This is a genomic window from Streptomyces sp. NPDC093065, from assembly GCF_044754585.1.
GTDB lineage: Bacteria > Actinomycetota > Actinomycetes > Streptomycetales > Streptomycetaceae > Streptomyces.
This window is the reverse complement of record NZ_JBIVPJ010000004.1, coordinates 197,158-222,211: the sequence shown is the minus strand read 5'-3', so window position 1 is coordinate 222,211 and position 25,054 is coordinate 197,158. Positions and strand designations below refer to the sequence as shown.

Genomic DNA, 25,054 nt, shown 5'->3' with positions numbered 1-25,054 from the left:
CGCCGTCCGGTCAGCCGTACATCGCCACGCGGTGGAAGGCCGCGAGCGCGTCGTCGATGGGGTGGGGCTGCGGCCTGCCCGAGGAGTCGAGCACGTTCCACCTCTGGAGGTTCACCGCGATCGCCATGCGCCGCCTGCCGTCGGCGCTGATCACGGCCAGGGTCCCGGCGCCCCAGGCCGTGCCGCCGTGACCCCAGAAGGTGTCCTGGCCCGGTGCCCGCGTCGGGTGCAGGCCGAGACCGTACTCGATGGTGCGGCCCTCCTGCGAGACGACCGGCACGGTGCGCCGCATCTGCCCCAGCGACGACGGGCTGACGATCTCACCGGCCATCAGCATCCCGAAGAAGCGGTTGAGGTCCGAGACGGTGGATATCAGCGAGGCCGACGGCCCCACCCACGACATGTCGAAGACGCTGTAGTCGCGCGGCGGATCGATCATGCCGAACCAGGACTCGTAGAGGCGCGAGTGCGGCTCGCCCACGTACGGTCCGGTGGGCAGCTCGGTGTCCCTGAGCCCGGCGCGCTCGATGACGTCGCGGGTGATGCACCGCTCGGCCGTGGTGCCGGTCACCCGCTCCAGGAGCAGGCCCAGCAGCAGGTAGTTGGTGTTCGAGTACAGGCCCGGAGTGCCGCCCGGGGTGCCGACGGGGGGTGCGGCGACGCCCAGTCCGATCAGTTCGGCGGGGTCGAACCGGGTGAACCGGTGGTCGTCCAGGCTCTGGGGCCCGGTGTCCGCGAGGGCGGGGAACGCCTTGAGGGACGGGTAGGCGTGGGGGAGGTACTCGGCGAGGCCGCTGGTGTGGTTCAGCAGCATCCGGACCGTGACGGCGTCGCCGCGCTCCCGGGGAAGCATCTCCGGAAGGTACCGGCCGATCGGCGCGTCGAGGACTATCCTCCCCTGCTCGACCTGCCGCAGGACCGCGGCGGCGGTGAAGGTCTTGGTGATGCTGCCGACACGGTGGCGCATGTCGGCGCCGACCGGGCGGCCGCCGGTGACGTCGGCGACCCCGGCGGCCCCCCGCCAGACCTGGTCGCCGTCCCGCACCTCGGCGAAGACGCCCGGTATCCCGGCGCGACGGACGTTCTCGACGGCTGCGTTCAGTTCCTCGGGATCCAGAGAGTCACTCACGGCGTGCGTTCCTTCCCAAGCTCTTCGGCATGTCCTTGCACCCATTATGCACGCAGTGCGTGCAACGCCAAGTGCTCAGCGGCCGGGAAGGGGCCCGGCAGGGGCATCCGCGCGCATGCCCGTCCCCGCCCCGGGTAGGACCTCCGGTGCAAGGGCGCAGCGCAAGCGCCCGAGGAACGAGGAGTGGCGGACGTGATTCGAAAGCTGCAGGCGGTCGCGCTGGACTGCGCCGATCCGGTCCGGCTCGCGGAGTTCTACGCCGAGCTGCTCGGCGGGCGGGTGGTCGCGGATCCGGACGAACCCGAGTGGGTCGAGGTGCACGGCTTCGAGGGGACGCCGCTGGCCTGCCAGCGGGTGGACGGCTACCGGCCGCCCGAGTGGCCCGGCCAGGACCGCCCCCAGCAAGTGCACCTGGACTTCGACGTCGACGACCTCGAAGGCGAGGAGAAGCGGGCGCTCGCACTCGGCGCGACCGTCCTGGAACGCACGGACCGAATCCGCCCGGAAGCCAACTGGCGGGTCTACGCCGACCCGGCCGGCCATCCGTTCTGCCTCTGCGTGCACTGAACCCGCCGGGCGGTGGACGGTCCCCGGCCGTAGCCGCGAGGGGCTCCGGCGACGGTGGTGCCGACCGCACCGGCAGGACCCTCGGCCGGCCGGAGGCGGACGTCGCGAGCGGCCATGCCGTCGACGTCGCCGTCCGCCGCGAGGAGGAGCCCGACGCGCTGTTGCGCTCGCGCGTCAGGCGGCGCGCGTCAGGGGGGGGCGAGGCTCAGGCGGTCCCCGCCGCCGCGGCCAGGATCCGGGCCAGCTCGGCAGGGGCGGTGATCATGGGCCAGTGGCCCGAGTCGATGTCGGCGAAGTCGACGCGGCCCGCCCGGGCGAGTTCCGGAACATCGCCCGCGTCGATCCACTTGCGCGCCTGCGCGGGCGTGAACTCGGGGCACACGAGCAGGACCGGTACGTCGAAGCGGCGTTCGTCGGTCAGCCGCACCGTGCCCCGGGCCACCGCTTCGGGCACCGGGACCGCGGCCGCCGCCAACCGGCGCCTCGCGTTCTCGTCGAGGTCCGCGGCATCCGGTCCCTGGAAGGGCTCCCAGCCCGGAAAGGGCATGGCACCGTCCCTGATCTCGAAGAAGTCGGCGTAGGGCTGCGCGTCAGGGGCCGGGACACCACCGATGAGAGCGACCTTGGCCAGCCGCTCCGGTCGCCGGTCGGCGGCCAGCCAGGCCAGTGAGCAGGCCGCGGAATGCCCGACCACCATGGGCTTGGCGGGCGCCACATCCACTGCGGCCAGCACCGTCGCCAGCTGATCGTCGAGCGTCGCGGCCGCCGCGCCGTCGCCCTGCCCCGGGAGGGTGAGCGGCACCGGACGATGGCCGAGCGACTCCAGTGCGGACGCGACACGGTCCCACACGGTTCCCTCCAGCCACAGGCCGCCGATGAGCAGAATGTCCATGATCGTTCCCTTCCTCTGTGTGGCTTCACCGTAGGAGGAGATCCGGACGTTCCACTGCCGGAATGTTCTCCCGCCCGGCCAGACGCGTTCCGAGCGCGGACTAGCCTGTTCCCGTGCCGAACGACGTCAGCCCCACCGCGCGAGCGCTGCGTGCCCTGGAGATCCTCCGGACCCGCCCCGCCACGACGGCCGGCGAACTCGCCGTACGGCTGGGCGTGACGGAGCGAGCGGCACGCCGGTACGTCGGGATCCTCAGGGAGGCGGGCATCCCGGTGGAGTCGTCCCGCGGACCGCACGGCGGTTACCGGCTGGGACGCGGGACGCGGCTGCCGCCCGTGCACTTCACGCAGGCCGAGGCCCTCGGCCTCGTCATGGCGGCGCTGAGCGGCCGGCCGGCCGTGACCGACGCCGACGACCTCGTCGGCACCGCCCTGGGCAAGGTCGTCAAGGCGCTGCCGGAGAGCGTCGGACGGCAGGCCGCGCTGCTGCGGGAGTACGCGTCCGCCGCTCCCGACCCGTACGCGGCCCACCCGGATCCGGCTGTCACCAGTTCCCTCGTCGAGGCCGTCGCACACCGGCGCCGCGTGCTGCTCACCTACCGCAGCGAGGCAGGCAACGAGTGGGAGGAGCAGGCGGACCCGTGGTCACTCGTCGTCCGCTACGGCCGCTGGTACCTGCTGTGCCATTCCCATCGCGCGGACGCGATCCGCACCTACCGGGTCGACCGGGTCGGCCGGGTGAGAACCACCGGGCACGGATTCGAGCCACCGGTTGCCTTCGACCCGGTGACGGTCCTGGAGGAGAACCTGGGCAGCGGATGGCAGTTCACCACCCGGGTGGTGTTCGACGCACCCCCGGCCGAGGTCGCCCCCTGGATCCGTCCGCCCATGGGACGGCTCGAACCCCTGGGCGACGGCTGCGTCCTCGTCGGCAGCACTCGCAACCCGGACATGTACGCGCAGGAGTGGCTCGCCGGGGTGCCGTTCGCCTTCCGCGTCGAGGGCGGAGAGGAACTGCGTGCCGCGGCCGCCGCACTCGCCGCACGGTTCACGGCCGCCGTGACGGACCGCCCCCCGTCCGGCGGCTCCCGCCCGCACGGGGGGTGAAGACCACTCCGGCCGCCCCGAGGAGCCGCCCCCGACGACCGGTTCGGCGAGCGCCGACCGGCGGCCGGACTCAGGAGGAGCGGATCGCGGAGATGTCGAACTGCAGGCGGACCTTCTCGCTCACCATGCTGCCGCCCGCCTCGAGCCGCTGGTTGTAGACCAGGCCCCAGTCCCTGCGGTCGATGGTGGTGGTCCCGTCGAAGCCGGCCCGCTCGTAGCCGAACGGGTCCACGACCGAACCGAGGTAGTCCAGTTGCAGTTCCACGGGCCGGGTCGTGCCCCGGATGGTGAGGTCCCCCGTCATACGGAAGGCTTCCGCCGATTCCTGGACGGCGGAGGTGCTGCGGAAGGTCATCTCGGGGTGGCGGCGCACGTCGAAGAAGTCCTTGCCGACGAGGTGGGCGTCCCGCTGCTCCACGCCGGTGTCGACGCCGGCGACGCGAATGACGATCTCGGCCCGGGACTTGGCGGGGTCGGCCCCGTCGAAGTAGAGCTTGCTGTCGTAGTCGGGGAAGGCCCCGCGGACCGTGGTGACCATGGCGTGCCGCACGGAGAACCCGATCCGGCTGTGGGGGCGGTCGATGGTCCAGTGCCCGGTCAGGGCGCGAAGGGCCGGATCGGGGGCGGCCACCGTTGTCGCGGACCGCGCGGCGGGCCCGTCCTGGACTGCCGCCGTCGGCGGCTCGGCGGTGGCGGTCTGGCGACGGCTGAAGATACCCATAGTCGTAGGCCTTTCGAGTTGATCACTTCGTGCTATCACGAAGCCGATCAGCGGCCCACGGCAAGATGTGCGCCCTCGTCCGGGTTCCATGAGCCCGGCCGTAAAGCTGCACCGGTTCGACACCGCGTCCCTCGTTTGTGCACGTGGTGGGCTCAGCGCAGCCGCCCGAGCGCCTCCCGCAACCGCCGCGCGTCGCGCAGCCGTTGCTCGTAGGTGGCCCCCAGCGCCAGCAGCACCAGACCGGCGAGGGCCGGAGGTGCCCAGCGGGGGAGCGCGCCGACGGCCTGGGTGAGGTACGGGGCGAGTTCGTGCAGTGTGACCAGCGCGAGCACACCCGCTCCGAGGACCAGTGGAGCCTGGAGCCGGTACCGGGCGCCCGCCAGAGTCACCGCGAGCGCGGCGACGCCGAGCAGCAGGGGCCGCAGCCAGTGCCGGTCGTCCCAGGCCGCGAGCAGACTAGGCACCAGGGTGAGGGCCAGCCCCCCGCCGTACGCCGTCCACGAGGAGACCGCCGCGTCGCGGCGCCGGCGCAGGAACCCGACGACCAGCGCGGGGCCCGTCACCGGCAGGGTGTAGGCCTCCGGCGTGGTCACGCCCCAGGCCGTCAGGCGCACCCAGGCGGCCAGCAGGAACAGGGCGGCGGCCGCATGACCGGCCGCCCGCCGCCCCGGACGCAGCGCGGTGGCGGCCGCGAGGACACCGCTCAGGGAGAGCACCACGGCCAGCGTCGGCGGCTCCGTCACGGCGAGCGCGAGTGCGAGCAGCCCCGCTGCCGCGCCCGCCGCCTCGACCGGCACGGTCGCGCGCGAGCCACTCGTGCGCGAGGCGACCACGGCGGCGACGGCGGGGACGACGAGAACCAGCAGCGCCGTGTGGTGCGGCTGCCAGCCGGCGGAAGCCCCGACCGCGCAGGCCAGCGCCGTGGCATGGCCGAGAGCGGCGGGCGCGGTGAACGGGGCCGGTCCCCGGCGGCGGCAGGCGGCACCGAAGAGGAACGTCAGCGACGCGAGGACACCGATCGTCGCGGACTCGGAGGCCAGCGCGAGGAAAGCGAGGTCGACCGAGGTGACGAGAGCCAGCACAAGGGCCGTGCGGGTCACCGGCGAGGGCCGGTCCCCGGCCCGGCCCGTCCGCTCCGCGATGCTCAGCGCCGCCACGACCACGACCCCCTGCGCCACCAGGCCGGTCGCGTACGGCAGTTGGAGTACCACCGGGACCGCGACGACGGCCGCCCAGCCGAGGACGAGCGCCGCCACCCCGGCGGCGGCGCGGTGGACCGTGTTGCGTCCGGCGACCAGCACTACGGCGGCCACGACGGCCAGGACGAGCGGTCCCGTGCTCGCGTACGGAGGCCGCAGGACGTCCGTCGTGAACACGGCGTCCCGGAAGTCCCCCGGCGCACCGGACCAAGGCCGCGCCCCCTGCGCCACCGGACCGAGGACGGTCCCGGCGACCAGAGGGACCGTCCACAGCACGGCGAGGCACTGGACGGCCGCCGAAGCACGCACCAGCCCCTGACGCAGTGGCCGGGGCAGGGGCGTCCGGTCCGCCGCAAGCAGGGCGATCGCAAAGGCCAGGAACCCCGGCACGGTCCACTCGTCCGGCACGAGGACCCGCAGCACCCCGCCGGTCCCGGCGACCAGACACAGGCCCGCGGCCGAGGCGGCGCCCATGGCGGCCTCCGCGTTGGGGACCGACCGGCCGGCGACCAGGGCGACCGCCGCCGCCACGACCAGGAGCGCCGCCGCCCGGGCGGCCGTGCCCGGGTCGGACGCGCTCCAGCAGAGCCACCCCGCCGACAGGACACCGGCGACGCCCGTGCCCAGCGCACCGACCACGGCGACGACCCGCACCGGCACCGAGCCCGCCCGCAGGGCGACGGCGGTGCCGCCGGCGGCGGTCGCCAGCACCACGGTCGTGACCGTGTGCGGCCCCGCTCCGGCGGCGAGTGCCCACAGAAGCAGCGGCAGGTGGGCGGTGGCCACGGCGAGGGGGAGCGGGTGCCGGAGCCCGAGGCGCGCGCCCTCGGCCCCCCGGCCGCCCTCCGCCGCGCGCACCTCGGCGGAAGGGGATACCGAGGAGCCCGCCGCCACCCCGTACGCGGCCCACACCGAGGCCAGGACGGCGGACGCGGCCGCCGTGTACCCGACACCGTCCGCGTCGGCGAACGCCACCTCGTGGAGCGCGTAGGCGTCCAGCACGGTCAGGGCCGTCCCCAGGGCGGCCACGGCCTCGGCGGTCGACCGCAGTCCGCGCCGCAGCAACACCACGGGCGCGCCCAGCGCCGCGAGGGTCAGCGCGCCGAGTGCCGGCGCGCGTCCCGCGATCCCCATATGACTCCAGCTGACCAGCGTGAACGCGATCGCCGCGATCGTCAGCAGCACACCACCGAGCGCGAGCAGCAGGTTCTGCACGCCGGGCCCGGTGGCCTCCGGCCGCCGGGCGAGGCCACTCGCGCCGGTGCTCGGCGGTCCACCTCCCGGCGTGGTCCCGGCCGCTGGGGCGGACTGCCCGCCGGCGGCAGCCCGCAGCGTGTGGATCAGCCACTCGCGGCGCCGGAGCAGGACGGCACGGCGCAGGTCGAGTTGCCGCAGCTCGGCGTCCAGCAGCCGCAGCTCCTCGGCCGGGGGCGGAAGGTTCGTCATGCCACGGAGTGTGGCCCGCGCCACCTGCCGGGACATGAGCGCGGATACTCAGCCCGTACTCATTGACGTGGTTCCCCGCGGCGCGGCCCCGGCGCGGGGTCAGAGCTCGATGCGGAGATCCGCCCAGACGGTGGTGCCCCCGGTGCGGCCGGACCGGGAGGTGCCCCAGGAGTCCGCGAGCTGCTGCACGATCAGCAGCCCCCGGCCGCTCTCGTCCAGGGAAGCGGGGCGGGAACCGGCCGGACCGGCCGGCGCACGTCCGTCGTCGTGCACCTCGATCCGCAACCGCTGGTGCGAAGCCAGTGACAGACCGCACAGCATGCGGTTGCTGCCCGAGTGGATCACGGCGTTGGTCGCCAGTTCCGACACGAGCAGCACCGCGTCCGTGCACACGTCGCCGGGGAGCCCCCAGTCGCGAAGCCGTCTGCGGACCGTGTCACGTGCCGTCCGCACGCTGACGCGGAGCGAAGGAAGGTCGAACCAGTGTTCCCGGTCCGGCTGCGCCGGCGGTAAAAGGCCGGGCGAAGGGCTCCTGTGGGGGGTCACGGTGATCGCCTTCCGATGGGGGCGGGCGCGATGGGGAGAGCGGGCCCGGGCAGGCGCGGACGGGACGACGGTCGGACGGGCGGGCTCACGGACGCCACTATGCTCGCCGCGCGGTTCAGGCTGCAACCGAATCCCTGATAATTTCAGGAAGACGCGTTCAGTCTGGTTTCCTCACCAAGTCGCTGCCACAATGGCGCCGGTGACAGCCCATCAGGAGGTGGGGCGTGAGTGAAGCCCGGTCCGGCGCGGCCACCAGCGCTCCGACGGTGCTGCGCATGATCCTCGGACGCAGGCTCCAGGACATGCGGCAGAACGCGGGTGCCTCACTGGCCGACGCCGCCAAGGCACTTCGGGTGACACCCCTGACGATCCGCCGGCTGGAGAAGGCCGAAGTCGCCCTCAAACCCCTGTACGTCGAGAAGCTGCTGCAGACCTACGGCAGCGCGCAGCAGGAGATCGACGAGTTCGTCGCGCTCGCCGAGCAGGCCAACAAGCCGGGCTGGTGGCACGCCTACCGCGACGTGCTGCCCACCTGGTTCACCGCGTACGTCAGCCTGGAGACCGGCGCCAGCACGCTGCGCACCTACGAACCCCACTACGTCACCGGCCTGCTCCAGACCCCCGCGTACGCCCGCGGCGTCCTGGGCGGAGGCTTCCCGAACGGCTCCGACGACGAGCTGGAGCGCCGGGTCGGCCTGCGGCTGCGCCGGCAGAGCCTGCTGGAGCGGGAGAACGCGCCCACCCTCTGGGTGGTCATGGAGGAGGCGGTCCTGCACCGGGCCGTCGGCGGACCGGAAGTGATGCGCGAGCAGATCGACAGGCTGCTGGAGGTGTCGGAGCTGGAGCACGTCAGCATCGACATCCTGCCCTTCGCCGTCGGCGCCCACGTCGGGGCCTGCGCCCCCTTCACCTACTTCCGGTTCGAGGAGCCGGAGCTGCCCGACGTCGTCTACAGCGAGATCCTCTCCGCGTCGATGTACCTGGACGAACGCGCGGACGTCGTCGCACACCTGGAGGCGCACAACAGGATGTCGCTGCTGACCTCGACACGCGACAGCACGGCACTCCTGAACCGCATGCGCAAGGAGTACTCATGAGCACCACCGAAGGCAGCGTCTACAACGGGATGCCCGCCTGCGACCTCGGCGAGCACGGCTGGGAACGCCCGTGGAGCGGGCCCAACGGCGGCCAGTGCGTGGAGACCAAGCAACTCGCCGACGGCCGGGTCGCGGTGCGCCAGTCGACGGACCCGGCCGGCCCCGCTCTCATCTACACGCCCGAGGAGATCGGCGCATTCGTCCGGGGAGTCAAGCAGGGCATGGCCGACCACCTGACGGCCGGTCTTCCGAAGGGAACAGCATGAGCAGCACCCGTGCCGCGCGCGGCCTCGACACCAGCAGGCCGCACTCGGCCCGCATGTACGACTACTACCTCGGCGGCAAGGACCACTTCCCGGTGGACAAGCAGGCCGCCGAAGCGGTCGCCGAGGCCTACCCCGGCATCTTCACCTGCGCACGGGAGAACCGCGCCTTCATGCACCGTGCCACCCGGGTCCTGGCCCAGGAGCACGGCATCCGCCAGTGGCTGGACATCGGCACCGGCATCCCCACCGAACCGAACGTGCACCAGGTGGCACAGTCCGTGCTCCCCGAGGCCCGGGTGGTCTACGCCGACAACGACCCGCTCGTCCTGAAGTACGCCGAGCGCCTCATGCGCAGCACCCCGCAGGGCCGCACCGCCTACATCGAGGCCGACGTCACCGACCCGGACGCCCTGCTGGAGGCCCCCGCGCTGGCCGAGGTGCTCGACCTGTCCCAGCCGGTCGCCCTGTCCCTGAACGCGCTGATGCACTTCATCACCGACGCCCGCAACCCGTACGGCATCGTCGACCGGCTGATGGCGCCCCTGCCGGCGGGCAGTGCCCTGGCACTGAGCCACTGCACGCCCGACTTCGACCCGCCCACCTGGGAGAAGGTCACGGGCATCTACACCGGGGCGGGCACACCGGTGCAGATCCGCTCGCAGAAGGACGTCACCCGCTTCTTCGACGGGCTCGACCTCCTCGACCCCGGTGTCACCGTCGGTCACCGCTGGCGACCGGCCCGGCCCACCGGTGCCGACGCCCCCACCGACGCAGAGGTCAGCCTGTGGGCAGGGGTGGCCATCAAGCCGTAGCCGCACTTGCCGGACCGTTCCGGTGGGGCGCAGTCTGGAGGGGTGAACGGTCAGGAGGGCCCCACGCTCATCTCCTCGGTGCAGCGAGCCTTTCGGCTGATGGAAGCAGTGGGCGCCCACGAGAGCGGCGCACCGGCCAAGCAGCTGGCGCGCGAGACGGGGCTGGCCCTGGGCACCACCTACCACCTGCTGCGCACCATGGTGCACGACGGCTACGTGCGCAAACTCGAGGACGGCACGTTCGTCCTGGGAGAGAGGCTGGGCGCACTGCACGCGGGCAGCAGCGACCAGACGGCGCTCAGCAGGGTCCGTCCCACGCTCACTGAGCTGCGGGACGGCCTGTCGGCCGCGGCCTACCTGACCCTCTACGAGGAGGGCGAGATCCGGGTCGCCGAGATAGTGGACGGGCCGAAAGCGCCCCGGGTCGATCTGTGGGTCGGCTTCGAGGACGCGGGACACGCCACGGCACTCGGCAAGAGCGTGCTGCGCGAGCTGGACGCCGACGCCCGCGCCGACTACCTCTCCCGGCACGTACTGAACGATCTCACTCCGCGCACCATCACCTACCGCGCCGAGCTGCTGCGCCGCATCGAGGCCTCCCCGCACGGCAGGGCCGTGACCGACATCGAGGAGTACCGTCTGGGCACCGCGTGTCTCGCGGTCCCCGTCCGCCGGGGCGACACCGTCGGATCCCTCGGCATCTCCGTGGACGTCAGCCGCACCGCCTGCCTCGACGACGCGGTGGCCACGCTGCTCGACACCGCGGAACGGGTGTCCCGGGGCCTCTCGCTCACCATCTGAAAACCACGCTCTTGTGACACCGACGCCGGACCGCGTTTCCTGGATGAGACGGGCAAATCGGACATGGATGCAGGGGAGCGAGAAGTGAGCGAGCAGGGCGTCGCGGGGCCGGACGTGCGGGTCGGTTGCCATGTGGCCAACGGCTGGACGGTCGTCAAGGCCGACGAGGAGATCGACATCGCCTTCGCGCCCCTCGTCCGGGCCGAGGTGGGCCGGCGTCTCGCCGAGGGACACCGGCACTTCGTGCTCGACCTGTGCGACACCCCCTTCATCGACTCCATGGGCCTCGGCATGATCGTCGCCGTGACCAAGCGCATCCGGAGCCATCAAGGGTCGCTGCGGATCGCCTGTTCCGACCGGCGGCTGCTGCACGTCTTCGCCCTCGGCGGCCTGGGAGCGGTCTACTCCTTCCACGACTCCGTCGGGCAGGCCGTCGCACAGCCGCCCTGCGCGGAGGGGCTCGCCGACTGGCCGCCCGTGCGAAGCTGACGCGGCAGCCGCCGCCGGCCCGTGTTTGGGCCCGGCGTGCCGGTTCACTTGAACCGGAGGCACGAGAGGGCTGCGCGGTCTCTGCGGGAGGAAGGGCGGGGCATGGCTGCACGGGTCGGATACCGGAGGATCTACGAGGACCCCACACCGCAGGACGGCAAGCGGGTGCTCGTCGACCGCCTGTGGCCCCGTGGCGTGAGCAAGGAGAGGGCCGACCTGGACGAGTGGCTGCGCGACGTCGCTCCGTCGACCGACCTGCGTCACTGGTACCACCATGATCCCCAGCGTTACGAAGAGTTCCGGCGCCGCTACTACGCCGAGCTGGAGGACTCCGACCACCAGGAGCCGCTGCGTCGGCTGCGCGAGCTGTCGGCACACGACAGGGTCACCCTGCTGACCGCCACCAAGGACGTGGATCACAGCGAGGCGGCCGCCCTGGCCCAGTGGCTGGACGGGTCCCGAGGGGAGTAGCGCCCCTACCCGGGAGGCAGTCGCCTCGCCGGCCGCCGGAATGAATGCTCTCACCGCGTCGACGGGACGCGGACCAGGGAGGGGTCGATGATGTCTGTGACCGCAGCGGCGAGTACACGCACCGTGGTGGGAACTCGCCGAGCACCACGTGTCCGAGCACGCGGACACCGAGGTCGAACGCGTTCTCGTCGACGGAGACGACGCGGTGGTGCTCGGCGAGATCCGCCGGACGGCCCGGCTCACCCGACGCGCCTGTCGCGCCCGGTTCGCCCTGCATCTCACCCTCCTGAACGGCCCGGTCACCGCACCGCTGTCACCCCCCGCCCGGCGGCCGCCGGGCCCGGTTCGCTCCCGGCGTCGAGCGCTTGGAGGATCCCCTCGACGCTCTGCCTGGCGTCGCCGAAGAGCATGCTGCTGTTCTCCCGGAAGAACAGCGGATTCCGCACGCCCGCGTAGCCGGAGGCCATCGAGCGCTTGAAGACGACGACCTGCTCCGCCTCCCACACCCGCAGCACGGGCATGCCCGCGATCGGGCTGTCGGGGTCCTCGGTCGCCGAGGGGTTGACCGTGTCGTTCGCACCGATGACCAGCACGACCGACGTGTCCGCGAAGTCGTCGTTGATCTCGTCCATCTCCAGGACGATGTCGTACGGCACCTTCGCCTCGGCCAGCAGCACGTTCATGTGCCCGGGCAGCCGCCCGGCGACCGGGTGGACACCGAAGCGCACCTCGATCCCGCGCTCGCGCAGCCGCCGCGTCAGCTCCGCGACCGGGTGCTGGGCCTGCGCCACGGCCATGCCGTAGCCGGGGGTGATCACCACGGTCCGGGCCCGCGCGAGCAGTTCGGCCGCCTCGTGTGCCCGTACCTCGCGGTGCTCGCCCTGCTCCTCGTCGGCGCCCGGCGGGGCCTCGATGCCGAAGCCGCCCGCGATGACGGAGAGGAAGGAACGGTTCATCGCCTGACACATGATGTAGCTCAGATACGCACCGGAGGATCCGACCAGGGCACCGGTGACGATGAGCAGGTTGTTGTCCAGCAGGAACCCGGCCGCCGCCGCGGCCCAGCCGGAGTAGCTGTTGAGCATCGAGACGACGACCGGCATGTCCCCGCCGCCGATGGAGGCCACCAGGTGCCAGCCCAGGGCGAGTGCCAGGACCGTGACCGCCACCATCAGCGGGAGGCCCGGACTCACGGTGAACCAGACCGTCAGCACCGCGAACACGGCCAGGGCTCCCAGGTTGAGGGCGTTCCTGCCGGGCAGCATGAGCGGCCGGGACCTGATCCGTGCGGACAGCTTCAGGTAGGCGACCACGGAGCCGGTGAAGGTCACCGCACCGATGAAGACGCCGACGAACACCTCGGCGTGGTGGATGCCGGCCAGGTCGGCGGCGATCCGGCCCCGCGAGCCGTGGGCCTCGACCTCGAGGTAGCTGTTCCAGCCGACCAGGACGGCCGCGAGACCCACGAAGCTGTGCAGTACCGCGATCAGCTCGGGCATCTGCGTCATCTCCACGCGCCGCGCCCGCCACAGGCCCAGAGCGGCGCCGATCACCATGGCGAGCAGGATCAGCGCGACCGGACCGGCGGAGACGCTCCGTGCCGAGACCACGACGGTGGCGGCCAGGGCGAGCGCCATCCCGGCGATGCCGTAGACGACTCCGGCGCGTGACGTTCGGTGCCGGGACAGGCCGGCCAGACTGAGGACGAACAGCAGGGCCGCGACCAGGTCGGCGGCGCGGGAGGCGGTCATGGACGTCATCGGGGCTCGCCTCTCGAGAACATGGACAGCATCCGGCGGGTGACGGCGAAACCTCCGAAGATGTTCACGCTCGTCAGCAGGATCGCCACGAAGGACAGCACGGTGACGAGCGCGCTCTCGTGACCGATCTGCAGGAGGGCGCCGATCACCACGATCCCCGAGATGGCGTTGGTCACCGACATCAGCGGCGTGTGCAGGGAGTGGTGCACCTTGCCGATGACGTAGTAGCCGATGACCACCGCCAGCGCGAACACCGTGAAGTTCTCCGCCAACTGGGCCGGGGCGAAGGCCACCATCAGGAAGACGGCCGACATGCCGAGACCGATCAAACCGGAGCGTCCGGCCGCGGTGAGCCGGGGCTTCGCACTCACCGGTGCGGAGGCGGACGCCGGTGCGGTGGTGGGCGGGGCCGCCGACACGGGGACCGGAGGGGGAGGCCAGGTGACCGTGCCCGCGCGGACCACGGTCACGGTCCGCTGCACCACGTCGTCGAAGTCGAGGACGAGGCGGCCGTCCTTGCCGGGGGTGAGGAGCCGGAGCAGGTTGACCAGATTGGTGCCGAAGAGCTGCGACGCCTGGGCGGGCAGCCGGGACGCCAGGTCCGTGTAGCCGATGATGGTCACACCGTTGTCGGTCACCACACTCCGGCCCGCGACGGTCCCCTCCACGTTGCCGCCCTGGGCGGCGGCCATGTCGACGACGACACTGCCGGGCCTCATCGCCGCCACGTCGGCGGCGGTGAGCAACCGCGGGGCGGGCCGCCCGGGTATCAGCGCGGTGGTGACGACGACATCCACATCGCGGGCCTGCTCGTGGTACAGCTCGGCCGCGGCCCGGTCGTAGTCGTCCGACGTCGCCCGGGCGTAGCCGTCGGTACTCTCCTCCCGGGGCACGTCCACCGCGAGATACTCACCACCCAACGACCGCACCTGGTCGGCGACTTCGGGGCGGGGGTCGGTGGCGCGGACGATCGCTCCCAGACTGGACGCGGCCCCGACGGCGGCGAGTCCCGCGACACCGGCCCCCGCGACGAGGACCTTCGCCGGCGGCACCTTGCCCGCCGCGGTGACCTGCCCGGTGAAGAAGCGCCCGAAGACGTGCGCGGCCTCGATGACCGCCCGGTACCCGGCGATGTTGGCCATGGAGCTGAGCACGTCCATCGACTGCGCCCGCGAGATCCGCGGCACCGCGTCGAGGGCGAGCACGGTGACGCCACGTGCGGCGAGCGCCTCCAGCAGTTCGGGCCGCTGTGCCGGGGCGACGAGCGCCACCAGTGTCGTCCCTGCGCGCAGTGCGGCGACCTCCTCGTCGGACGGCGCGTTGACCTTGAGTACGACGTCCGCGGCCCAGGCCTCGCCGACGCTCGCCCCCGCCTCGGAGTAGGCCCCGTCGCCGAATCCGGAGCCGGCGCCGGCCCCCGGCTCCACGACGACCTCGTAACCGAGGCCGAGCAGCAGGCGCACCGTCGAGGGCGTCGCGGCGACGCGGGTCTCCCCGGGCAAGGACTCGGCGACGACGCCGACGCGTTGAGGTGGTTGGTGAGCGGGTTGGTGTCCAGTCATGTCCAGTCTCTCGTCGAGGCGTTGTTGCCGGTTCCGTACCCAGGGAGGGGGGCGGGGCACCGGAAACACTGATCCCGGATCGACTGCGGCCCGGTCGCGGAGCAGTGTCGGCGGGCCGGTCAGGTGAGTCTGGCGGCCACGGCGTCGAGGACCCAGTCCAGGCCGGTGGTGAAGGACTCCTCGGCGTCCACGTGCGTGCCGTCGTACACGGCCTTCGACAGGGCCGGAAAGCGGCCCGTGGCCAGCATGCGCGTCACGTGCGGACCGCGGGCGCGCTGCCACTCGCTCTTGGACAGGCCGGTGGCGCGCTCGGCCCGCAGATCCGTGACCTCGCGCCTGATCGCGCCGGTGAAGTAGGCGCTGACCGTCTCCACGGCGCGCATGACGGTGTCGACGTCGGCGAGGCCGTCGAGGGCGGCCAGCGTGGCCTCGGAAACGGCGAGGCCGTTGGGGCCCAGGGCGGGACGGCCGCCGAGCAGGTCGGCCAGCCATTCGTGACGCAGGGCCGACCGCCTGGTGCGGTGGGCGAGGCCGCGCAGCGCCTCCCGCCAGTCGCCGGGCTGTTCCTCGGGGAGGATCTCGGCGTACACCGCGTCCACCATGAGGTCGAACAGCTCGTCCTTGGTGGAGATGTATCCGTACAGCCGCATCGGACCGGCGTCCAGCCGGGCGGCGACCTTGCGCAGGGAAACCGCCGCCAGGCCCCCCTCGTCGGCGAGCGCGACGGCGGCGGTGACGATCCGTTCCCGGTCGAGCGGCACGGGGCGATTCGGCGGCTCGGGCCGGTCCCACACAGTCATGATCACACCGTACTGACCGTACCGAACCGTTGCGGTGCGCCGTAGGGCGGAAATACAGTGTATCGGTATGAGACACCGTATCGCCGTGATCGGCGGCGGCCCCGCCGGCCTGGCCTTCGCCCGCGTCCTGCACCGCCACGACCACCCCGTCACCATCCTCGAACGCGAGTCCGGTCCCCACGCCCGGCCCCCGGGCGGCACTCTGGACCTGCACGAAGGGCTGGGGCAGCTCGCGCTGGAGAAGGCCGGGCTGCTGGCGGAGTTCCGGGCGCTGTCCCGTCCCGAGGGGCAGGCCATGCGCATCCTGGACACCGACGGGACCGTCCTGCGCGACTGGCGGCCGGGTCCGGACGAGCGGGCCAATCCGGAGATCGACCGCCGTCAGCTCCGCGATCTGCTGCTCGGGCCCCTCGACGTCCGGTGGGGGCGGGGTGCGGCGAAGGTGACGCCGGGCCCTCCGGACGGTGTACGGGTCCATTTCGAGGACGGCCGCCAGGAGACGTTCGACCTCGTGGTCGGCGCGGACGGCGCCTGGTCCCGTACCCGACCGGCGGTCTCCCCGGTGACACCGCACTACACCGGCGTCACCTCGGTCGAGACCTCCCTGGACGACGTCGACACCGACCACCCCGACCTCGCACGCCTGGTCGGCGACGGTTCCGTGGCCGTGTACGGCGCGAACCGGGCGATCGTGGCCCAGCGCAACAGCGGCGGCCACGTCAGGGTCCACGCCCAGTTCCGCGCGCCGCTGGACTGGCACGCGAACCTGGACACGGCCGACGCAGCAGCCGTGCGAGCGAGTCTGCAGGCCCTGTTCGACGGCTGGGCCGCTCCCGTTCTCGACCTCCTCCGCCGCGGCACCGCCTTCGTCCACCGCCCCCTCCACGCCCTGCCCGTGTCGCACACCTGGACCCACGTCCCCGGTGTGACGCTCCTGGGCGACGCCGCACACCTGATGCCCCCCTTGGGGGCGGGCGCGAACCTCGCCCTGCTGGAAGGCGCCGAACTGGCCGAGTCCGTCGCCGCCGGCCCCGAAGACCTGGACGAGACCGTCCGCGCCTTCGAGGAACGGATGTGGGAACGGGCCGGCGAGTGGGCGAGGATCACGACGGCCGGTCTGGAACACCTCATGAGCCCGGACCCGGCCGAAGCGCTGGCGCTCTTCGACCAGGTCCAGCCGTCCCGTTGAGCGGCGGCCTCCCGGGCCGCCCGGGATGCGTCAGCCGGCCGGCTCGCCGTACCAGCGGGCCAGGTGCCCGTCCAGGTCCCGCTGGTCGTCGCCGATCCAGGCCACATGGCCGTCGGGGCGCAGCAGGACGCACGGTACGTCCAGCGCCGCGCCGGGGTCGCAGACGCGGTCGACGCGGCCCGACCAGCGGCCCACGGTCAGGCGTCCGGTGCGGTCCAGCAGCAGGCCGCGCCCGCGGTGCATCAGACCGTAGAGGCGGCCCTGTTCCACGCCGACGTCCCCGATGCGGCGGCCGAGCAGATCGGGGCCCTCGCCGAAGTCGTAACGGATGCCGGTCGCGGTGATCTTCTCGGTGAGGCGGCGGTTCACCTCGTCGAACTCCATCAGTTCGGTGAGCAGCCTGCGCACGGCCTGCGGCCCGGGTTCGGTGGAGTGCAGTTCCATCTGGGCCCGGGTGTTGTCCAGCACGTCCTCGGCGACCGGCCGGCGTTCGGCCTGGTAGGTGTCCAGCAGTGTGTCCGGCGCCCAGCCGCGGATCTGCGCGGCCAGCTTCCAGCCGAGGTTGAACGCGTCCTGGACGCCGAGGTTGAGGCCCTGCCCGCCGGTGGGCGGATGGATGTGTGCCGCGTCGCCGGCCAGCAGCACCCGCCCGGCCCGGTAGCGCTCGGCCAGCCGGGTGGCGTCCCCGAAGCGGGACAACCAGCGCGGGGAGTGCACGCCGAAATCGGTTCCGGCGACGGCACGCAGCTGTTCCCTGAAGTCCTCCAGGGTGGGCGCCGCCGTTCGGTCGCCGGCTCCCGCGGCGGGGACCACGACGCTGTAGACCTCCGTGCCGACCGGCCGAAGCCAGAACCGGTGCCGCGTCTCGCGGACCTGGGCCACCCTGGCGGCGATCTCCTGCGGCGGCACACCCACTTCCATCTCGCCCATCAGCGTCTCGTTGCGGGAGGGCTCGCCGGGGAACCCGACGCCCAGCAGCCTGCGCACGGTGCTGCGCCCGCCGTCACAGCCCACGAGGTAGCGCGCACGCACCCGTTCCCCGCCGGCCAGTTCGACGGTCACACCCTCGTCGTCCTGCTCGAAACCGGCGACCGCGCCCCCGTGCCGGACCCGCGCACCCAGTGCGACCGCGTGTTCCTCCAGCAGCCGGACGACGACCGGCTGCGGAATGCCCAGCAGACAGGCGTATTCGGAGTCCAGGCCCTCGGGCGCGGGCGCCGGGATCGCGGCGAAGAGTCCGCCGGCCGGGCGCCGCCTGCCGTGCTGGAGGAGGCGGTCCAGGAGCCCGCGCATGGCCATCAACTCGAGGCTGCGCATGTGCAGAGCCACGATGCGGACGTACGACGCGGGCTCGGTCTCCTTCTCGAGAACGAGTACCCGTACATCGTGCAGCCGCAGCTCGGCGGCCAGCGTCGCGCCGGTCGGTCCGCACCCGGCGATGATCACGTCGAAGTCGTGCCCGGCCGTCTCGTCGGACGACGGCTCGGCGGTGAACTGCCCAGTGTTCATGGGTGTTGCCTTTCGGGAGTGCCTGTGTCGAGGCGCTCCCGGCGACACCTGGGTCAGTCGCCGGCCATGACGTAAAGGGGGAGCACCCACATCGATACGACATTCATGGGTCTCACCTCCCCGGGCGGTGTCACGGTCCACCGAAAGCTACAAGCGCGGGCGTTGTTCCGTCCAATCCTTTTCCGCGGAGAAGCGCTCCGGCGCCGGCGTGCCCAGCAGGGAGCGGATCACCAGGTCCGTGGACGCGGCCATCTCGACGGAGCCGGGGTCGAGCAGCCACTGGACCTGGAGGCCGTCCATGACCGCGATGACCGCGTCGGTGACGAAGGCACGCAGGCCGGTGTAGCGGTCGCGGAAACAGGCCTGTGCGGGGTGCTCGTCGGTGACGGACTCGGCGGACAGGACGGCGTAGAGCCGGACGATGCCCTCCCGCTCGGCGTTGCGCCGGGCCGTGTCGACGAGATGGCGCAGGAGCGCCGGCCCGTGCGGACGCTCGGTGCCCAGCTGTTCGGTGTCCTGCTGGTCGCGGAGTGCGAGCACGCTGGTGAGCAGCAGCGCCTCCGCGCTCCACGGTCTGGGTACCGGCCGGCCCGGACGGAATCTCCGTACGTTGCTCCCGGTCGCCGGTACACCCCGCCCCGCACCGAAGCGAAGGAGTCCCCACCGTGTCGACCCGTACGAGACCCCATTCTGAACACCTGCCCGGGCCGCCGAGCCGGTCGCCCAGGTGTGGGTCACCACACCCGACGGCGCCAAGAGACTCACGGCCGAGGGCGACGTGCCCTTCACCGGCAGTCCGCAGCCCGTCGACATCCGCATCGACGGCGGCGCCGAAGGCCGGCGGTTCACCGGCGCGGGCGCCTCCGTGACGGGCGCGTCGGCCCACCTCGTCCAGAGCCCGCCCGCGGACCGGCGCGGCGAGCTGATGCGGTCGCTGTTCTCCACCGCGGGCGACGGCATCGGCCTGAACTACCTGCGCCAGCCGCTGGGCGGTACCGACTCCGACGCGACGAACGACCACTACTCCTACGAGGACACCCCGGGCCGGTTCTCGACCGACCGGGACAAGACGCCGAGATCGTCCCCGTGCTCACCCAGGCCACCGCGGTGAACCCGCAGATCCGCTGCTACGGCGGCCAGGTCTCCGCACAGCAGCAGGTCGTCGACGCGGGCAAGCGCGCCTTCTTCACCGAGTGCTCCGGCACCGACAGCGCCGACACGTCCCGGACCTTCGCCGACAGCCTGCGCCGGCAGGCGGAGAACCTCGGCGTGCAGAATTTCCGCCACGGCGGCGAGACCGTCCTGACCCAGGTCGTCAACCGGCACAACGGCACCCGCAATGGCGTCCCGAGCCCGCCGGCACCACGGGCGGGTACCGCTTCGTCGCCCGGCACGGTGCCAAGTGCCTGAGCGTCGACGCCGGCTCCACCGCGAACGGGGCACGCCTGTCGCAGCAGCCCTGCACGCAGTCCGCCGTACAGACGTTCACCCTGGCGGCCGGCTGACCCCGCCGGCCCCCCTGCGCCGGCTCCGACGACTTCCGGGCCCGGCCCCGGTCGCATCCGGCAGGGAACACCCGGGCACACCTACCTGCTCAGGGCGTGTGAACGGCCTCGCTGCCGTACAGCTCCCGGGTGAACGCGGAGACGTCGGCGGTGCGGTCGCCGCCGTCGAGGTTGTACGTCAGATAGACGCCGTACACCTCGTCGACGGTGCGGCGGGCGAGGTCGGAGACAGTGCCCTGCGGGGTCCGGCCGATCTCGACGGCCGCCGGGGACAGCTTCGCCTTGGGCAGCGAGATGCCGGGGACCTGCCAGGTGCCGTAGTACGGATTCCAGGCGTAGTCGAACGCGGCGGAGACGTCGACACCGCCGTACGAGAGTCGGGACGCGGCCGGGCCGATGTTGTAGAGGCTGATGATCTTGTCCGGCATGTTCGCACGCAGTGCCGTCACCAGATGCACGAACGAACTGTCGTTGGGCTGCGCCGTGCCGTTGTTGCCGTACTCGGCGTATTCGTCGTCGAAGTCGACGCCGTCGAGGCCGTACTTCGCAACAGCGTCCGAGAGCTGCTTCGCGAACGCCGAAGCCGCCTGCTGCGACGGGAAGTTGGCGAATCCGGCGCCCTGGTGGTTGCCGAGCACCGAGAGGACGACCTTGATGCCCTTCTGCTGCAACGGCCGTATCTGCGTGGCGGCGTTGTCGAGGACGCGCTGTACGTTCTCGTTGAAGTGCAGGTACGCCGTCTTCGTGCCGGTGTCGTAGTTGATGTTCGCCGCGAAGATCACGGCGACGTCGAAGGCGTTGCCGCCCCCGTTCGCCAGTGTGTACTTGCCGACGTTGAGCATGCTGTTGTTGTTCACCTCGACGTAGGCCACCGAGGTCGGCCCCTGCTTCAAGGGAGCAGGGGCGGGGGCCGCCGGCGCGCCGCTCGCGGCGGTCGCGCCGAAGAGGAGGGCCGCGGCGGCGGAAAGCGCGAGCGCCGCCGTCCGCGCTCTTGTGCGAACCAGAGTGAACATGGCTGATGGTCTCCCAACGCATGGGCGGCGCCCCGCCTGTACGGAGGCGCCGAGCGAGTGCTTCGAGTCTTCCGCCGCCGGGACCGTGACCGGGAGAGCGTGCCCTGACTCTTCACGGCTTCCACGCGCGGCGCGCCCCAACGGCCCTGTTAGGTCAGTCGCCCGGTCGGTCCGCGACGAGGACGGGAACCGATTCCGCGACCGCCAGCGAACCGGCCGTGCCGGTGAAGTTGTTCTCGACCTCCGCCCTCTCCGCCGCGTTCGGGTAGGGGTTCGTGCACGGGACGCCCGCACTCGATCCCGACATCAGACTGGAGCACGGCCCGGGCTTCCGGTCCGGCAGCCCCAGGATGTGACCGAGTTCGTGGGACGAGATACGCACCGTGTCGTAGCCCTCGTTCACGGCCTGGCGTCCGATCCAGACGGTGCCGCTGCCCAGGGACGTGGTGAGGGCGCGCGGCCAGCCGTCGTCGGCCAGGACGCGGATGTCGGCCCGCTGCCCGGCCGTGGCCGGACGCAGCTCGGCGCCCTCGACGCTCTCGTTCCAGATCGCCGCGCCCCGGTCGACCGCGGACCTGAACTCGGCGGAGCCGCTCGCGTCGTAGGTGAGGACCCTGGCCGCGGCCGGGGCGGCGCCCGGCGAACCGGCGGCCACGGCCTCGCCGCTCAGCAGCGGCAACGACACCAGCACCAGCGCAGCCGCGGCGAGGTGTCCGGTCAGTGTGCGGACGTGCATGCTCGACCTCCTTGTGGGGGAGAGGAGTCGTGCTCATGACATCATCTGCCTCCCTGCCCGCCGGGAGGCGGCGTCAATCAGTCAATTCGCGTGCCGATCGTGACGCGCGCGGTCCGGCGTCAGCCCCGCCCGAGGACGCAGAACTCGTTGCCCGCCGGGTCGGTCAGGACGACCCACGGGACGTCGCCCTGGCCCACGTCGGCCCGCGTCGCGCCGAGCCCTTCGAGCCGGGCGACCTCCCTCGCCTGGTCCTCGACCGGATCGGACATCACGTCGAGATGGACGCGGTTCCACACGATCTCGTCGTCGGACGTGCGGCGGAACTCGAGGTAGGGCCCGACGTCCTTGGCGGAACGCAGCAGAGCACGGTCGTCGGACAGCTCGTGGACGGTCCAGCCGATCGCCTCGCCCCAGAACCGGGTCATGTCGCGCGGGTCGGCGCAGCCGACGACCACGGCGGCGATCGGTCCGGTGTCCCGGTACAGGTCACGGGGCTCCAGGACGCTGAACATGTTGCCCTCCGGGTCGGCCATCACCTTCCACGGCGCGTCGCCCCGGCCGACGCCCATGTGCGTCGCCCCGAGCTTCTCCAGGCGGGTCACCAGCTCCGCCTGATGGGCGTCGGAGGTGGTGGCGAGCTCGATGTGCACCCGGTACCGCACCGTCTCCGGGTCCGGGACCCGGACGAGATCGACGCAGACCGCGGACGGGTCCGGCCAGTCGAAGCCCACGGGTTCCAGGTTGGTGACACTGGGCCCCTCGCTCGAAACACCCCAGCCGAGCGCCTCCGCCCAGAACCGGCCGAGCGCCGCGTCGTCCCGCGTCTTGAAGTTCACCTGCACAAGTTCCAGCGTCATCCCGCACACCCTAGTGGCACCGAACGGCCGGGCGGGTCCGTCCGGCCCCGGCAGACCGGCGGCCGGAGCGCACCGGGGCCGGCGGCCCCGGCCCGTCGTCGGAGGCCGGACTTTTCGGACCAGCGGGGCAGGGCACACGGTCGCTGACCGCGCCGTAACGAGACACGGGAGACCGACGTGGCGGACGACCGGCATCGCCAGCAGGACCCTACCGATCAGTATCCCCGTCCGGACTTCGCCGCCCAGGACCAGCCGCACCCGGGCTGGACCGGGCCGATGGACCCGCCACCCGACCACGGTGAGGAGTCGTACCGCGGAGCGGGGCGTCTGGCCGGGCGCAGGGCCGTCGTCACGGGCGGTGACTCCGGCATCGGCCGGGCGGTCGCCCTGGCCTTCGCGCGTGAGGGCGCCGACGTGCTGTTCACGTACCTCGAGCAGGAGCAGGACGAAGCGCGGCAGACGTCCCGCCTGGTGGAGGACGCCGGGCAGAAGGCCGTGGCCGTCTCCTGCGACATCCGTGAGGAGCGAAACTGCCGGACGCTGGTCGACCGGGCCGTGGCGGAGTTCGGCGGCATCGACATCCTGGTGAACAACGCGGCCTACCAGATGTCCCAGCCGGACGGCATCGAGGCGATCACGACGGAGCAGTTCGACCGGGTGGTGCGGACGAACCTGTACGGCATGTTCTGGCTGACCAAGTTCGCGCTGCCGCACATTCCCGAGGGCGGCAGCGTCATCAACACCACCTCGGTGCAGGCGTACAAGCCCAGCCCGCACCTGCTGGACTACGCGATGACCAAGGGCGCCATCGTGACCTTCACCCAGGGACTCGCCCAGATGGTCGCGGAACGCGGTATCCGTGTGAACGCGGTGGCACCGGGACCGGTGTGGACTCCGTTGATCCCGGCGACGCTGCCGGACACGGCCGAGTTCGGGAAGCAGAGCCCGCTGGGCCGTCCCGCGCAGCCGGCCGAGCTCGCCCCGGCGTACGTCTACCTCGCCTCCCAGGAGGCCGGGTACGTCACCGCGGAAATCCTGAACGTGACCGGTGGGACACCCCTGCCCTGAGCGGGGTGCCGTGGTGTGCGGCGGCCGCGGCGCGGCGTTGCCGATCCGGTTCGTGTCGTTGACGTTCACGGCGATGCGGAAAAGGGTGGTCGTGGCCGGGCGTCCCGCTTCCACGGGCGAAGCGTGCAGCACCCGGTCGTGAACTGGCCGGAATGCCGTTTCCAAGACCCCGAGGACGGACCCGTGAAAATCACCGCCGCCGACGTCGTCGTCACCAGCCCGGGCCGCAACTTCGTCACTCTGCGCATCACCACCGAGGACGGGCTGACCGGACTCGGGGACGCCACCCTCAACGGACGCGAGAGGGCCGTCGAGGCCTACCTGCGAGAGCATGTGGCCCCGCTGCTCCTCGGACGGGACGCGCATGCCGTCGAGGACACCTGGCAGTACCTGTACCGGGGCGCGTACTGGCGCCGGGGTCCGGTCACGATGGCGGCCGTGGCCGCCGTGGACACCGCGCTGTGGGACATCAAGGGCAAGGCCGCCGGCCTGCCGGTGTACCAGCTCCTCGGCGGCGCCTGCCGCACGGGCGCGCTGGCCTACGGCCACGCCTCCGGCCGGGACATACCCGAACTGCTCGACTCGGTGCGCGAACACCTGGCCGACGGATTCCGGGCCGTCCGCATCCAGAGCGGCATCCCCGGCCTCGACTCCGTGTACGGCGTCGCCGCCTCCGCCGCCGGAGCAGGGGAGCGCTACGACTACGAGCCGGCCCGGCGTACGGGCGCCGCTCACCCCCGTCCCACCGAGGAGACCTGGGACACCCGCGCCTACCTGCGCCACATGCCCACGGTGTTCGAAGCCGTGCGGCACACCTTCGGCCCCGGGCTGCCGCTGCTGCACGACGGGCACCACCGCATGACGCCCATCCAGGCCGCGCGGCTCGGCAGGGACCTCGAGCCCTACGACCTGTTCTGGCTGGAGGACGCGACACCGGGCGAGGACCAGCGGGCCTTGCGGCTGATCCGGCAGCACACCACCACCCCGCTGGCCATCGGGGAGGTCTTCAACTCGGTCCACGACTACACCACGCTGCTCCAGGAAAGGCTGATCGACTACGTCCGCTCGGCGGTGACGCACACCGGCGGCATCACCGCCGTACGGAAGCTGCTCGACATGGCCGCCGTCCACGGCATCAAGTCCGGCATGCACGGTCCGACCGACATCTCACCGGTGGGCATGGCGGCCGCTCTCCACCTCGACCTCGCCGTACACAACTTCGGCATCCAGGAGTACATGCGCCACGCCCCGGAAACGCTCGAGGTGTTCCGGACCTCCTACCGCTTCGAGGACGGCCTCCTGCATCCCGGTGACGCCCCCGGCCTCGGGGTCGAGCTCGACGACGAGGCCGCGGCCCGCTTCCCCTACGAACCCGCCTACCTGCCCGTGAACCGCCTGCGCGACGGCACCGTCCACGACTGGTGAGACGGGGGAGCCGGGCGGGTGCGGGATCCGCGGGTCCTCGCAGGACCGTGGCAGAGTGGGGACGTCCCGTCGTCCCCCGGAAAGCCCC

General features: G+C 72.2%; 24 protein-coding genes and 3 pseudogenes. 14 read left to right on the top strand and 13 right to left on the bottom strand.

All coding sequences use genetic code 11. The annotated features are described in order from the left end of the window. Positions 1 to 10: 10 nt before the first annotated feature. Positions 11 to 1,174 carry a serine hydrolase domain-containing protein gene (locus ACIQFU_RS09475; RefSeq protein ID WP_402550278.1) on the bottom strand — a complete coding sequence of 388 codons (1,164 nt, stop codon included), beginning with the start codon at positions 1,172 to 1,174 and terminating at the stop codon, positions 11 to 13. 147 nt (positions 1,175 to 1,321) lie between these two features. On the opposite strand from ACIQFU_RS09475, the gene ACIQFU_RS09470 reads away from it, so the two are divergent. Further along, positions 1,322 to 1,696, top strand: coding sequence for a VOC family protein (locus ACIQFU_RS09470; RefSeq protein WP_402550277.1), 375 nt, complete (start codon positions 1,322 to 1,324; stop codon positions 1,694 to 1,696). Between the two features lie 205 nt (positions 1,697 to 1,901). On the opposite strand, the gene ACIQFU_RS09465 is transcribed toward ACIQFU_RS09470, so the two are convergent. Next, the gene (locus ACIQFU_RS09465; RefSeq protein ID WP_402550276.1) at positions 1,902 to 2,588 is read right to left on the bottom strand and encodes an alpha/beta fold hydrolase; all 687 of its coding nucleotides are present in this window, start codon (positions 2,586 to 2,588) and stop codon (positions 1,902 to 1,904) included. Between the two features lie 113 nt (positions 2,589 to 2,701). Between ACIQFU_RS09465 and ACIQFU_RS09460 the strand changes: the two genes are divergently transcribed. Next, positions 2,702 to 3,694: a helix-turn-helix transcriptional regulator gene (locus ACIQFU_RS09460; RefSeq protein WP_402550275.1), complete on the top strand. Its 993-nt coding sequence runs from the start codon at positions 2,702 to 2,704 to the stop codon at positions 3,692 to 3,694. A gap of 70 nt (positions 3,695 to 3,764) precedes the next feature. On the opposite strand, the gene ACIQFU_RS09455 is transcribed toward ACIQFU_RS09460, so the two are convergent. From ACIQFU_RS09455 to ACIQFU_RS09445, 3 genes are all read right to left on the bottom strand, one after another. After that, positions 3,765 to 4,415, bottom strand: coding sequence for a YceI family protein (locus ACIQFU_RS09455; protein ID WP_402550274.1), 651 nt, complete (start codon positions 4,413 to 4,415; stop codon positions 3,765 to 3,767). A gap of 152 nt (positions 4,416 to 4,567) precedes the next feature. Continuing rightward, positions 4,568 to 7,060 (bottom strand): SCO7613 C-terminal domain-containing membrane protein, encoded by a 2,493-nt coding sequence (locus tag ACIQFU_RS09450; RefSeq protein WP_402550273.1) that lies wholly within the window; start codon positions 7,058 to 7,060, stop codon positions 4,568 to 4,570. A 99-nt stretch (positions 7,061 to 7,159) separates the two neighbouring features. Then, the gene (locus ACIQFU_RS09445; protein ID WP_402550272.1) at positions 7,160 to 7,513 is read right to left on the bottom strand and encodes an ATP-binding protein; all 354 of its coding nucleotides are present in this window, start codon (positions 7,511 to 7,513) and stop codon (positions 7,160 to 7,162) included. Between the two features lie 317 nt (positions 7,514 to 7,830). Here ACIQFU_RS09445 and ACIQFU_RS09440 point away from each other — a divergent pair, with 317 nt between their 5' ends. From ACIQFU_RS09440 to ACIQFU_RS09410, 7 genes and pseudogenes are all read left to right on the top strand, one after another. Beyond that, on the top strand, positions 7,831 to 8,703 hold the full coding sequence (locus ACIQFU_RS09440) for a helix-turn-helix domain-containing protein (RefSeq protein ID WP_402550271.1): 873 nt from the start codon (positions 7,831 to 7,833) through the stop codon (positions 8,701 to 8,703). Further along, entirely contained in the window at positions 8,700 to 8,969 is a 270-nt protein-coding gene (locus tag ACIQFU_RS09435) for a DUF397 domain-containing protein (protein ID WP_402550270.1), read from the top strand. The genes ACIQFU_RS09440 and ACIQFU_RS09435 overlap by 4 nt, the downstream gene beginning before the upstream one ends. Further along, positions 8,966 to 9,781, top strand: a complete 816-nt coding sequence (locus ACIQFU_RS09430; RefSeq protein WP_402550269.1) for an SAM-dependent methyltransferase — start codon at positions 8,966 to 8,968, stop codon at positions 9,779 to 9,781. Before ACIQFU_RS09435 ends, ACIQFU_RS09430 begins: the two co-directional genes overlap by 4 nt. 42 nt (positions 9,782 to 9,823) lie before the next feature. Next, entirely contained in the window at positions 9,824 to 10,582 is a 759-nt protein-coding gene (locus tag ACIQFU_RS09425) for an IclR family transcriptional regulator (protein WP_402550268.1), read from the top strand. 84 nt (positions 10,583 to 10,666) lie between these two features. After that, entirely contained in the window at positions 10,667 to 11,071 is a 405-nt protein-coding gene (locus ACIQFU_RS09420) for an STAS domain-containing protein (protein ID WP_402550267.1), read from the top strand. Positions 11,072 to 11,173: 102 nt separating this feature from the next. Beyond that, positions 11,174 to 11,542: a DUF488 domain-containing protein gene (locus ACIQFU_RS09415; protein ID WP_402550266.1), complete on the top strand. Its 369-nt coding sequence runs from the start codon at positions 11,174 to 11,176 to the stop codon at positions 11,540 to 11,542. Positions 11,543 to 11,660: 118 nt separating this feature from the next. Continuing rightward, positions 11,661 to 11,846, top strand: a pseudogene (locus ACIQFU_RS09410) (ketosteroid isomerase); the annotation flags it as partial. Here the strand turns inward: ACIQFU_RS09410 and pntB are convergent. The 3 genes from pntB to ACIQFU_RS09395 form a co-directional block, all read right to left on the bottom strand. Continuing rightward, positions 11,842 to 13,302, bottom strand: a complete 1,461-nt coding sequence (gene pntB, locus ACIQFU_RS09405; protein ID WP_402550265.1) for a Re/Si-specific NAD(P)(+) transhydrogenase subunit beta — start codon at positions 13,300 to 13,302, stop codon at positions 11,842 to 11,844. The pseudogene ACIQFU_RS09410 and the gene pntB overlap by 5 nt on opposite strands. Next, a complete protein-coding gene (locus tag ACIQFU_RS09400) occupies positions 13,299 to 14,864 on the bottom strand; it encodes a Re/Si-specific NAD(P)(+) transhydrogenase subunit alpha (protein ID WP_402550264.1) in 1,566 nt (521 codons plus the stop codon). The genes pntB and ACIQFU_RS09400 overlap by 4 nt, the downstream gene beginning before the upstream one ends. Before the next feature lie 119 nt (positions 14,865 to 14,983). Beyond that, positions 14,984 to 15,664 carry a TetR/AcrR family transcriptional regulator gene (locus ACIQFU_RS09395; protein WP_402550263.1) on the bottom strand — a complete coding sequence of 227 codons (681 nt, stop codon included), beginning with the start codon at positions 15,662 to 15,664 and terminating at the stop codon, positions 14,984 to 14,986. Between the two features lie 67 nt (positions 15,665 to 15,731). On the opposite strand from ACIQFU_RS09395, the gene ACIQFU_RS09390 reads away from it, so the two are divergent. After that, positions 15,732 to 16,853: an FAD-dependent oxidoreductase gene (locus ACIQFU_RS09390; protein WP_402550262.1), complete on the top strand. Its 1,122-nt coding sequence runs from the start codon at positions 15,732 to 15,734 to the stop codon at positions 16,851 to 16,853. Between the two features lie 30 nt (positions 16,854 to 16,883). Here ACIQFU_RS09390 and ACIQFU_RS09385 read toward each other — a convergent pair whose 3' ends face one another. Together ACIQFU_RS09385 and ACIQFU_RS09380 are read right to left on the bottom strand one after the other, a co-directional pair. Then, positions 16,884 to 18,362: an FAD-dependent monooxygenase gene (locus ACIQFU_RS09385; RefSeq protein WP_402550261.1), complete on the bottom strand. Its 1,479-nt coding sequence runs from the start codon at positions 18,360 to 18,362 to the stop codon at positions 16,884 to 16,886. A gap of 147 nt (positions 18,363 to 18,509) precedes the next feature. Beyond that, positions 18,510 to 18,926 (bottom strand): annotated as a pseudogene (locus ACIQFU_RS09380) (TetR family transcriptional regulator); the annotation flags it as partial. A 130-nt stretch (positions 18,927 to 19,056) separates the two neighbouring features. On the opposite strand from ACIQFU_RS09380, the pseudogene ACIQFU_RS09375 reads away from it, so the two are divergent. Beyond that, positions 19,057 to 19,667 (top strand): annotated as a pseudogene (locus ACIQFU_RS09375) (hypothetical protein); the annotation flags it as partial. Next, positions 19,556 to 19,867, top strand: a complete 312-nt coding sequence (locus ACIQFU_RS09370; RefSeq protein ID WP_402550260.1) for an RICIN domain-containing protein — start codon at positions 19,556 to 19,558, stop codon at positions 19,865 to 19,867. The pseudogene ACIQFU_RS09375 and the gene ACIQFU_RS09370, both read left to right, overlap by 112 nt. An 89-nt stretch (positions 19,868 to 19,956) precedes the next feature. On the opposite strand, the gene ACIQFU_RS09365 is transcribed toward ACIQFU_RS09370, so the two are convergent. From ACIQFU_RS09365 to ACIQFU_RS09355, 3 genes are all read right to left on the bottom strand, one after another. Beyond that, on the bottom strand, positions 19,957 to 20,880 hold the full coding sequence (locus ACIQFU_RS09365) for an endo-beta-N-acetylglucosaminidase H (protein ID WP_402550259.1): 924 nt from the start codon (positions 20,878 to 20,880) through the stop codon (positions 19,957 to 19,959). A gap of 154 nt (positions 20,881 to 21,034) precedes the next feature. Then, positions 21,035 to 21,616, bottom strand: coding sequence for a snapalysin family zinc-dependent metalloprotease (locus ACIQFU_RS09360; protein ID WP_402550258.1), 582 nt, complete (start codon positions 21,614 to 21,616; stop codon positions 21,035 to 21,037). 119 nt (positions 21,617 to 21,735) lie between these two features. Then, positions 21,736 to 22,473 (bottom strand): VOC family protein, encoded by a 738-nt coding sequence (locus ACIQFU_RS09355; RefSeq protein WP_402550257.1) that lies wholly within the window; start codon positions 22,471 to 22,473, stop codon positions 21,736 to 21,738. A 177-nt stretch (positions 22,474 to 22,650) separates the two neighbouring features. On the opposite strand from ACIQFU_RS09355, the gene ACIQFU_RS09350 reads away from it, so the two are divergent. Beyond that, complete coding sequence (locus ACIQFU_RS09350; RefSeq protein WP_402550256.1) at positions 22,651 to 23,541, top strand: SDR family oxidoreductase; 891 nt, start codon at positions 22,651 to 22,653, stop codon at positions 23,539 to 23,541. A gap of 183 nt (positions 23,542 to 23,724) precedes the next feature. Next, on the top strand, positions 23,725 to 24,966 hold the full coding sequence (manD, locus tag ACIQFU_RS09345; RefSeq protein ID WP_402550255.1) for a D-mannonate dehydratase ManD: 1,242 nt from the start codon (positions 23,725 to 23,727) through the stop codon (positions 24,964 to 24,966). Positions 24,967 to 25,054 lie beyond the last annotated feature (88 nt).

Bases quoted from the DNA above. Each gene is read 5' to 3' on its own strand.
- ACIQFU_RS09475 (WP_402550278.1), bottom strand. From the start codon at position 1,174: ATGGGTGCAAGGACATGCCGAAGAGCTTGGGAAGGAACGCACGCCGTG.
- ACIQFU_RS09465 (WP_402550276.1), bottom strand. From the start codon at position 2,588: ATGGACATTCTGCTCATCGGCGGCCTGTGGCTGGAGGGAACCGTGTGG.
- ACIQFU_RS09455 (WP_402550274.1), bottom strand. From the start codon at position 4,415: ATGGGTATCTTCAGCCGTCGCCAGACCGCCACCGCCGAGCCGCCGACG.
- ACIQFU_RS09450 (WP_402550273.1), bottom strand. From the start codon at position 7,060: ATGACGAACCTTCCGCCCCCGGCCGAGGAGCTGCGGCTGCTGGACGCC.
- ACIQFU_RS09435 (WP_402550270.1), top strand. From the start codon at position 8,700: ATGAGCACCACCGAAGGCAGCGTCTACAACGGGATGCCCGCCTGCGAC.
- ACIQFU_RS09430 (WP_402550269.1), top strand. From the start codon at position 8,966: ATGAGCAGCACCCGTGCCGCGCGCGGCCTCGACACCAGCAGGCCGCAC.
- ACIQFU_RS09415 (WP_402550266.1), top strand. From the start codon at position 11,174: ATGGCTGCACGGGTCGGATACCGGAGGATCTACGAGGACCCCACACCG.
- pntB (WP_402550265.1), bottom strand. From the start codon at position 13,302: ATGACGTCCATGACCGCCTCCCGCGCCGCCGACCTGGTCGCGGCCCTG.
- ACIQFU_RS09400 (WP_402550264.1), bottom strand. From the start codon at position 14,864: ATGACTGGACACCAACCCGCTCACCAACCACCTCAACGCGTCGGCGTC.
- ACIQFU_RS09395 (WP_402550263.1), bottom strand. From the start codon at position 15,664: ATGACTGTGTGGGACCGGCCCGAGCCGCCGAATCGCCCCGTGCCGCTC.
- ACIQFU_RS09390 (WP_402550262.1), top strand. From the start codon at position 15,732: ATGAGACACCGTATCGCCGTGATCGGCGGCGGCCCCGCCGGCCTGGCC.
- ACIQFU_RS09385 (WP_402550261.1), bottom strand. From the start codon at position 18,362: ATGAACACTGGGCAGTTCACCGCCGAGCCGTCGTCCGACGAGACGGCC.
- ACIQFU_RS09365 (WP_402550259.1), bottom strand. From the start codon at position 20,880: ATGTTCACTCTGGTTCGCACAAGAGCGCGGACGGCGGCGCTCGCGCTT.
- ACIQFU_RS09360 (WP_402550258.1), bottom strand. From the start codon at position 21,616: ATGCACGTCCGCACACTGACCGGACACCTCGCCGCGGCTGCGCTGGTG.
- ACIQFU_RS09355 (WP_402550257.1), bottom strand. From the start codon at position 22,473: ATGACGCTGGAACTTGTGCAGGTGAACTTCAAGACGCGGGACGACGCG.